The sequence below is a fragment of the Syntrophomonas sp. genome (assembly GCF_028707975.1).
In the GTDB taxonomy this organism is placed as follows: Bacteria; Bacillota; Syntrophomonadia; order Syntrophomonadales; family Syntrophomonadaceae; genus Syntrophomonas.
Genome location: NZ_JAQVZX010000078.1, coordinates 1 through 9,034, shown reverse-complemented (window position 1 = coordinate 9,034; position 9,034 = coordinate 1). Strand labels below are relative to the sequence as shown.

The window sequence follows — 9,034 nt, the reverse complement described above, 5'->3', positions numbered from 1 at the left end:
AAAGAAGGATTTGTAATTGTCAGCTTGGGTTGGCTTTTGGCCTCCCTCTTTGGCAGCCTCCCTTACATCTTTACCGGATGCCTGCCTTCATTTGCTGATGCATTTTTTGAGACCGTATCCGGTTTTACGACCACCGGAGCCAGTGTAATAACCAATGTGGAAGCAACCCCCAAAGGCCTTTTATTCTGGAGAAGCCTTACCCAATGGCTGGGAGGCATGGGTATAATCGGGCTTTTCGTGGCCATTATTTCCGGTATGGGAGCCCAAGCCAACCACCTGTTTAAAGCTGAGGTTCCCGGACCCGTTGCCAGTAAAATCAGCCCCCGTGTGCGGGAAACCGCCAAAAAACTCTGGATAACTTATATCATCTTGAGTGTTTGTTGTGCGGTTTTGCTATACCTCTTCGGTATGGATATCTTCGATTCCCTTTGCCACACTTTTGCCACTATGGCTACCGGGGGCTTTTCCACACGCAATGCCAGCGTTGGTTATTATGACAGCCCCCTCATTCAGTGGACCCTTACCCTATTTATGTTCATTGCCGGGGTCAATTTTACCCTGCACTATCTGGGTTTTAAACAACGCAATTTGCAGGTTTACCTAAAAAATCGGGAGTTCCTATTTTATACCGCCATTGTCGTTGTTGCCAGTCTTTTAGTTGTCCTTTCCCTCAGCCTTGGCGGTAGCGAGCTTTCTAGCGAAGGCAAACTGCGGGCAGCTTTTTTTCAGGTGGTTACCATTGTGACCACCACGGGTTATAGCAGTGTTGATTTCGAGCTCTGGCCTAATATGGCCCTGGGTATTATCTTCCTAATGATGTTTGTGGGAGGTTGCGCGGGATCAACCGGTGGAAACATAAAACCGGGCCGCTACCTGATATTGCTGCACCGGTCAATGATCGAAATAAAAAGGATTATCCATCCCAAAGCGGTAATTTCCCTGCGTTTTAACGATAGGATAATAAGTGATAGCCTCTTAATCAATGTCCTGCAGTTTTTCTTTCTCTACATAATGTTTTTGGCCCTGGGAACCATTGGCCTGAGCTGCCTGGACATAGACTTGCTCACCAGCATAACGGCCGCCGCCTCCTGCCTGGGCAATATCGGCCCCGGCCTGGGGCAAGTAGGACCTATGGACAATTACTCCTTTATCGCCGATAGCGGGAAATATCTTCTAAGCCTCCTGATGCTGGTCGGACGCCTGGAAATCTATCCCATGCTTCTCCTCTTCCTCCCCGACTTCTGGCGAGAATAACAGAAAACACAGAAAATAAGGGGGTATTTCTTTTTGTTCTCTTTTTGACCTATAGCGAATTGTTCTTCAGCCGCATGTGGGTGTTATTCACATCAACTACAATTACCTCACGCCCAATCTTCTTAACCGCCTCCCAGGGAACAACCATCTTCTGCCGATCTACCCAAAAGTTCAAGGCGTTGTTGCGATTCGGTAGTATAATGGAAATAATTAGCCCGCTCTCTTCATCAATAAGCAAATCCGAATCCCCTACTGTTCCCATTCTCATCCCATCATATATATTGACCATTTCTTTTCCCACCAGTTCATTAAGCCGCACAAAAGACCCTCCTTTAGACACCGGTATGACCAAATCCTCCCGTCCCTCGCAAGGTTTCGTCCAGGGATTCCAACTCCATCAATTCAGCCTTTTCCACCCGGGAAAAGACCATCTGGGCAATCCTTTCACCCCTTTTTAGAATATAGTCTTTGTCCCCTAGATTTATGACTATCACTTTTAGCTCACCCCGATAGTCGGCATCAATAGTTCCGGGGGCGTTCAAGATGGTTATTCCATGCTTCAAGGCCAATCCACTGCGGGGGCGTATCTGGGCTTCGTATCCTTCCGGAATAGCCAGGGCCAGGCCGGTGGGAACCAGCACAAGCTTAGCTGCGGGTATCATAAGTTCCCCATCTATAGCAGCATAGAGATCCAAGCCAGAGGAACCCGGGGTCATATATCGCGGCAAAGGCAAGTCATGGGAATGCAATCGGGTAAAGAGTACTTTCATCGTTTCCTCCCCTTTTGTTTATCTCCGGGTTTTCTAGCCCCACCATTTACAAAATTCTTTTTCCACCTGGGGAAGGACATCCGCCGGTCCAATGGCCGCCAGGGAAAAAGCCGGCTTTTGCAGTATGCCGGAAGAGAAACCCTGCACCTTCTTGGAATCAACTGCGAGGATTTCGTTGATTACATCTTCTATGGGAATCACCCGGTCATACATCATTAAAGACTTACCCAGGCGGCTCATGCGATTCATTACGCTTTCCAGCCCCAGGTACATGCTGGACTTAATCAATTGCTGGGTTCGTCTTACTTCCCGCTCACTGACCCCTCTACTCACGAAAAACTCCAGTTCATTGTACAGAGCCTCAAAAAAAGTAGCTATCTTATTCGCCCCGGTACCGATATAGAATGAATAAGAGCCGGTATCTGAATAAGTTGAAGGGGAGGAATAAACGGAATAGGCCAATCCCAATTCTTCACGAATTTTTTGGAAAAGGCGGGAACTCATCCCTCCCCCCAGTATACTGTTCATTACATTCTGTACATAACGGTTTTGGTCAAAATAAGATATCCCGGGCACTCCCAGACATATCTGCACTTGCTCGGTTTCCTTTTCTAACAGTCTTACAAAGTTCGAATAAGCCGTGGGGTTGGGGCGAGGCCAATCCACCAAAGCGACCGGTTGCTGAGCTAAAGATCTCTCCACCTGATCCCTTATCAGGTTTTTATCCACATTACCAGCCACAGCTATTACCATATTGGAGGGTACATAGCACTTTTTATAGAAAGCAAATATTTCGTCCCGACTGAAAGCAGATACTGAATCCAGCGTTCCCAGTATAGGGGAGCCCATGGGGTGCCCTTGCCAGAGGTTGCGCGCAAATAAATCATGGATCAAATCATCAGGAGTATCCTCATAAATATTTATTTCCTCGATAATGACCTCTTTCTCCGTGGCGAAATCCCGAGGAGCAAAGTTGGAATTAAAGAGCATATCAAAAATTATCTCCATAGCTGAGGAGATGTTTTCATCCAGGGTTCGGGCATAAACGCAGGTATATTCTTTGGAAGTAAAGGCATTCAGCTGCCCTCCTATCTCTTCGAAACTCTCCGCGATATCACGGGCTGACCTGCTTTCGGTGCCCTTGAAAAGCATATGCTCGATGAAATGGCTGGCTCCTGCTATTTCTTCTTTTTCGTGTCTGGATCCCAGTTTGATATAAACCCCCAGAGCTGCCGATCTCAAATAAGGAATCTCCTCTACTATCAGCCTGGCCTGCTTGTCCAGCAACCATGTATTTATCACTTTCATACCTCCATGTAAAACATATAATCTTATTCTATCCGATTCCAGGACAAAAAAGATACCCGACCAGGTTTTTTCATTGCCGGAGTTAAGGTAATATAAAATCCTTGATTATCCTTTTTAATAAATTACTCCGCCGAGCAACATTATCCCCGCAAAGCAGCGGCATGCTCTCCACCAGCCTTCCCTCAGCATAAACCTCCAGGCTGCCAACTTTTTGTCCCCTGCTCAGCGGAGCTTGCAGTTCATAATTCATCTTTACCCTTTTCTCGATATTGGGGGAGTCCTCTCCTACCCATAGGTAAAGGTTCCGGGCTGGATATATCTTGGCCGGGGTAATTTCACCGTTTAATACCTGCAATTCTTTAAACGGAGTTGCCGCATCAATTATTTTCTGCCGATAGCTATTCTTGAATCCATAATCGAGCAACCGCATGCAATCGCCAGCCCTATCGCTGGATTTTAAAACCACGGCAATTAAGTGGCGCCCATCCCGAACAGCCGAGGCCACCAGACATTTCCCCGCAGCGTTGGCTGTACCGGTTTTAATGCCATTAGCTCCTTTATAGCTGCCTAGCAGCGAATTGGTATTACATATCCTTAATGGCTGGCCATATGAGGGGTGCCTGAATTCGCTTTCCCGGGTAGCCACCAGTTCCTTGATCTGGGGGTGGGATTGAGCATAACGCCCAATCTGCGCCAGATCACAGGATGTACTGTTCTGTTCACCACCCGGAAGACCGGAGGCATTGCTGAAGCGGCTATTAAAGGCTCCAATCACAAAAGCCTTCTTGGACATCAAGTGGGCAAAAAACCCTTCGTCTCCGGCGATATGTTCGGCCAAAACTACGGCTGCATCATTTGAAGAACGGATAAGAGCTACTTTCAACAGTTCACCTACTGCAATCTTCTGCTCCGTCTTCAAGCCAATGCCATATTCGGGGGTACGAGCAGCGTTGCTGCTCACCGTGGCTTCTTCCTCCATTCCAGCATATTCAACGGCCAGGATGGCCGTCATCATCTTTACCGTACTGGCAGCGGGACGAGCTTTATCCCCATTTTGGGAGATTATTACCTGGCCACTCTCACCATCCATCAGGCAATAATAGGGGGAGCTGATATACGGAGCCGCAAATACAGGAGCAGTCATAACGCCCAAACAAAGCAATATGAATAGAGATTGCATGATAATACTGCAAAAAGCCTTTTTCTTGCATGAGGGTTGTAAAAATATGACGAGCGACTTTGCTTTCCTTAAAATGCGCTTCATCAATTACTATTATCTCCTTCTCCTTCACTCCGCTTAATAATTTTGTCGATGCTAAGCATTTTATAACCCTCTTGCTTGATGCTCCCCAGTATTTCAGGAAGGGCTTTAACCGTGGGATCTGTGGGGTGCATCAAGATAATCGCATCGTTGTGTAACTTGCTGACAACTCTTTTTACAATGGTAGCGGAATCGGGACGCTGCCAATCAATCGTATCTATGCTCCACATAATAAGCTCATAGTCCAAAGCTGCCACCACATTCATTAATTGTTGGTTATATTCCCCATAAGGAGGAGCAAAAAACCGGGTTCTTTCCCCTATCATCTTATTGATGATCTCCTCTGCTTTTCTTATTTGCTCACTGGCCTGCTCCGCTGAAAGATTATTAAAATGCAGATGTTTGTAGCCATGGTTCTGAATGCTATGTCCAGCGGCTTTCATTTCTTTTAAAAGCTCCGGATTTTTCTCTGCCCACTTTCCACTGACAAAAAAGGTGACGGTAGCATTATTTTCCTTAAAAGCTTTGAGCATCTGTGGGATACATTCCTCACCCCAATCCACATTGACAGCTATGGCCACCGCTTTCTCTCCGCTGTTGCCCTGGTATACGGGATCAAGCACCCTGGATGCAACACTGCTGTCATCCCCGCGCATAAATGAGAATAGAGCAAAAATACCCAGCAGCAATGAGACCAACAGCATAGCTATTAGTTTTTTTCTGGAAACAAAATAGATTTTCAATTCAATCTCCCTCCCCCATAATATTTACCCAAACCTTTCCCCGGATGATTCCAGCCTTGATGATCAAAGGATTATCTGTGCTATTGGAAAACTTGAGGTCGAGGTCTCCATAGCTTACGGCGGCATCTTTACCCTCTGGCACATAATGAACCGCCCGGGTGTGAAGATGACGCTCAATAATTTTAAGGCCGGCCTTTTCAGCAGCATTAAAAACAGTAGTTGATACCTGGCAAACCCCTCCTCCATAATCCAGTTCGCTGGCCCCCATTAAAAACACCGGTGCCGGCATGTAGCCTCTCTCCGGCGTCCTGGGACCTACTGTTTCGTTAAAAGAAAAATCCTGTCCGGGCCATAGGACGCTATTGTTGACACCACTACAGGCCAGAGAAATATTGTTATAACGCTGGTAAGTCCCCCTGAACCAGGTTTCATAGTATCCCCGGCTCGAGCTTATTCTTTCCAGATCCCGGCAGGAATAGCGCGCGGGAATTGCCCGCATCAGCAGATCCAGCTTCTCACCTTCCCCGGCCTGCAAGGCTTTACTCACACTGCCCTCAATATCAACGATGCAGCCCTCCTGCTCATGAATGACTTCTCCCGTTTCTTTGTCTAAACCCGGTTCTACAGGTAGTTCCTGCTGGCGCAAAGCCATATCTTCAAGCCATAAGCGCAATTCAGCTGGAAGTAAGCCCTCCAGCTTTTCTCCAGCCATAGTAACTCCTGGTTTTACCCCATATATTTTTCGTTCCACCTGGTCAAGCCAGCTAGTAAATAGCGAAATAGTGATAAAAAAGCTAAAGAGAAAAAGAGCCCTGCTGTTCACTTTGATAGTATAGAATCCATTTTTAATAAATTGCTCTCCCTCCCCGCCTTTTTCTACATTAATATTCCCCGGCATTTGCTACTATTCAATTTTGTTGAAAATTATAACCAAGCTCCAGAAATGCAAATAAACCGAGGTTACTCGGTTTACTTGGGATAATTTATGCAGTTTCAACCAGCTTAATCACTTGTTTTTAGCGTTTGCTTTCAATACGGCTTTCCGGGAAAGGTTTACCCGGCCTTGTCGGTCTATTTCACTTACCTTGACCAGTATTTGATCCCCGATGTCAACCACATCTCTGACTTTATTTACTCTTTCCTCTGCCAGCTGGGAAATGTGCACCAGGCCTTCTTTTCCTGATGTACCCAAGACCCCGGGAATGATTTCCACAAAAGCACCAAAATCCATTATGCGTTTGACTGTTCCCATGTATGTCTTACCCACCTCTACTTCAGCAACAATGGATTCCACAAAGAATCGGGCCTTTTTCGCGGCCTCTTCATCGGTAGCCATTATAAAGAGGCTACCGTCATCTTCAATATCTATTTTGCAACCGGTCTCGTCCACAATTTTATGAATGGTCTTGCCGCCAGGGCCTATAACTTCTCTGATTTTATCCGGGTCAATCTGCATCCGGATCATCTGCGGGGCGAAAGGAGACAACTGCTCGTTGGGCTTGTCAATGGCTTCCAGCATCTTCTTTAAAATAAACATCCTGCCCTCACGAGCCTGTTTGAGTGCAGCCTCCACTATTTCCCGGCTAACGCCGGTAATTTTTATGTCCATCTGCAGTGCGGTAACCCCATTTTCGGTTCCAGCAAGTTTGAAATCCATGTCCCCCAGGGCGTCCTCTATACCCTGGATGTCACTCATTATGGCAAAACGCTCCCCTTCTTTGACCAATCCCATAGCAATACCGGATACAGGCGCCTTAATAGGAACACCGGCATGCATCAGCGATAGCGTACTACCGCAAACGCTGCCCATAGAGCTGGAACCATTTGATTCCAGAACTTCAGAAACTACCCTGATAGTATAGGGGAATTCTTCTTCTGACGGAATTACTGCCAGCAAAGCCCGTTCAGCCAGAATCCCATGACCGATTTCCCGTCTCCCCGGTCCGCGCATGGGCTTGGTTTCACCCGTGCTGTAGGGAGGGAAATTATAGTGATGAATATACCTCTTCCGCGCTTCGATTCCTAGCCCGTCAAGTCTTTGTTCTTCACTGATGGCTCCCAGTGTGGTGACCGACAAAACCTGGGTCTGGCCGCGGGTAAAAAGACCAGATCCATGAGGCCGGGGCAGGAAACCAACCTCGCAGCTTACTTGCCGAATTTCATCCATTTTTCTGCCATCTACCCGTTCGCCTTCTTCCAGAGCCATTCTTCGAACCACTGCTTTCATGGTCTTGTCCAATACTTCAGCAATCCTTTTTTCTTCTTCCGGATAGTTCTCAAGAAAATGTTGCAAAACAGATTTCTGAGATGTATCCATCTGGGCTTCCCGCGTCTTCTTATCTGGATTCTTGACCGCTTCTTCAAACAATGGAGTGGCATATTGAACGACAGCCTTTTTTATTTCTTCATCCAAAACCGGTATTTCTACATGCAGTTTGGGCAGGCCTACTTCTCTTATGATCTTTTCCTGAAATTCCACAATTTTCTTAATTTCTTCATGAGCAAAGAAAATGGCATCACGCATAGTCGCCTCTGGAACCTCATTAGCTCCTCCTTCAACCATCATGATAGCCTCTTTGGTTCCCGCTACAGCCAGGTGTAGATCGCTTTTCTGATGTTGCTCCACCGTAGGATTAATTATCAGTTGCCCATCTACCAATCCGACTATTACTGCTGCCACCGGTCCGGCAAAGGGAATATCGGAAATGGAAAGAGCAACAGACGCTCCGGTTATAGCGATAACATCAGGAGCATTGTCTTTCTCCACCGACAGAATGGTAGCAACTACATGTATTTCATTCCGGAAACCTTTAGGAAAAAGTGGCCTGATAGGCCGGTCAATTAAGCGGGCCGAAAGGGTAGCCTGGGCTGTGGCACGGCCTTCTCTTTTAATAAAGCCGCCCGGTATTTTTCCTACGGCGTATTGTTTTTCCTCGTAATCAACCGTTAGAGGGAAAAAGTCAATCCCCTCCCGGGGTTCTTTGGCAGCTGTAGCTGTGACCAGGACAACTGTATCTCCATACCTCATCAGAGCAGCTCCATTAGCTTGCTTGGCAACTTGTCCTAGCTCTACAATTAGTGGTCGCCCAGCTACCTCCATTTGATACTTCTTAACTATCTCGTTTTCCTCCTTTCAAAATAAGATTTTTCGAATTTGTTTGATATTCCTGCAAAAACCCTTTTGCTGCATAATGCTTACATAAGAATATTGTGTGCCACATTTACCAAGCATGAAGCAATTTCACCGGTAAAACAAGCAAGTAAAAGGGTTCGAAGCCATGGACGGTGCATAAGGGATTCATCTTCAGGTAATACTAATGCTCCTGCAACTCTACCAGTGATACTCCCCAGTTTTATTTGGGTAACTAAGGGAGTATCTTTATGCAAGCAAAATCTTATTTATATCTTTTTGCAGTAGAATCAATCTTACTCTTATTATTTACTACAAGAACATTGTTACCTTTTTCCATGGGGCTTAGGAGCCGGCTTTATAGATGCGGCAAATCTGTGGAGTCCATAGGCTTATGCCAGGTCAGGGGATTCCGACTCATTTTTTTCATTGAGGGATTTTAATCGGGTAGGAGGCTACCCATTAATTGAGTAGCCGACCTCCCACAGCACCGTACGTACCGTTCGGTATACGGCGCTTCCAAAGTTTACACATTACTTTGCAGAGTAACATTCCGTAAGACTGAGGT

8 protein-coding genes are annotated in these 9,034 nt (G+C 46.5%); 1 reads left to right on the top strand and 7 read right to left on the bottom strand.

Translation table 11 applies throughout. From position 1 onward, the window contains the following. The coding region (locus tag PHP87_RS09300) for a potassium transporter TrkG (protein ID WP_299920583.1) at window positions 1-1,254 on the top strand (1,254 nt) is incomplete at its 5' end. Window positions 1,255-1,303: 49 nt separating this feature from the next. Here the strand turns inward: PHP87_RS09300 and PHP87_RS09295 are convergent. The 7 genes from PHP87_RS09295 to PHP87_RS09265 all read right to left on the bottom strand — a co-directional run bounded on the left by PHP87_RS09295 (window position 1,304) and on the right by PHP87_RS09265 (window position 8,436). Beyond that, complete coding sequence (locus tag PHP87_RS09295; protein WP_299920582.1) at window positions 1,304-1,573, bottom strand: YlmC/YmxH family sporulation protein; 270 nt, start codon at window positions 1,571-1,573, stop codon at window positions 1,304-1,306. Between the two features lie 13 nt (window positions 1,574-1,586). Continuing rightward, window positions 1,587-2,024, bottom strand: a complete 438-nt coding sequence (gene dut / locus PHP87_RS09290) for a dUTP diphosphatase (RefSeq protein WP_299920580.1) — start codon at window positions 2,022-2,024, stop codon at window positions 1,587-1,589. 33 nt (window positions 2,025-2,057) lie between these two features. Continuing rightward, complete coding sequence (locus PHP87_RS09285) at window positions 2,058-3,332, bottom strand: pitrilysin family protein (protein WP_299920579.1); 1,275 nt, start codon at window positions 3,330-3,332, stop codon at window positions 2,058-2,060. A gap of 82 nt (window positions 3,333-3,414) precedes the next feature. Beyond that, window positions 3,415-4,512: a D-alanyl-D-alanine carboxypeptidase family protein gene (locus tag PHP87_RS09280; RefSeq protein WP_299920578.1), complete on the bottom strand. Its 1,098-nt coding sequence runs from the start codon at window positions 4,510-4,512 to the stop codon at window positions 3,415-3,417. A gap of 83 nt (window positions 4,513-4,595) precedes the next feature. Next, window positions 4,596-5,336 carry a polysaccharide deacetylase family protein gene (locus PHP87_RS09275; RefSeq protein ID WP_299920577.1) on the bottom strand — a complete coding sequence of 247 codons (741 nt, stop codon included), beginning with the start codon at window positions 5,334-5,336 and terminating at the stop codon, window positions 4,596-4,598. Between the two features lies 1 nt (window position 5,337). Beyond that, on the bottom strand, window positions 5,338-6,234 hold the full coding sequence (locus PHP87_RS09270; RefSeq protein ID WP_299920576.1) for a VanW family protein: 897 nt from the start codon (window positions 6,232-6,234) through the stop codon (window positions 5,338-5,340). Between the two features lie 108 nt (window positions 6,235-6,342). Further along, window positions 6,343-8,436: a polyribonucleotide nucleotidyltransferase gene (locus tag PHP87_RS09265; protein ID WP_299920575.1), complete on the bottom strand. Its 2,094-nt coding sequence runs from the start codon at window positions 8,434-8,436 to the stop codon at window positions 6,343-6,345. Window positions 8,437-9,034: the final 598 nt, after the last annotated feature.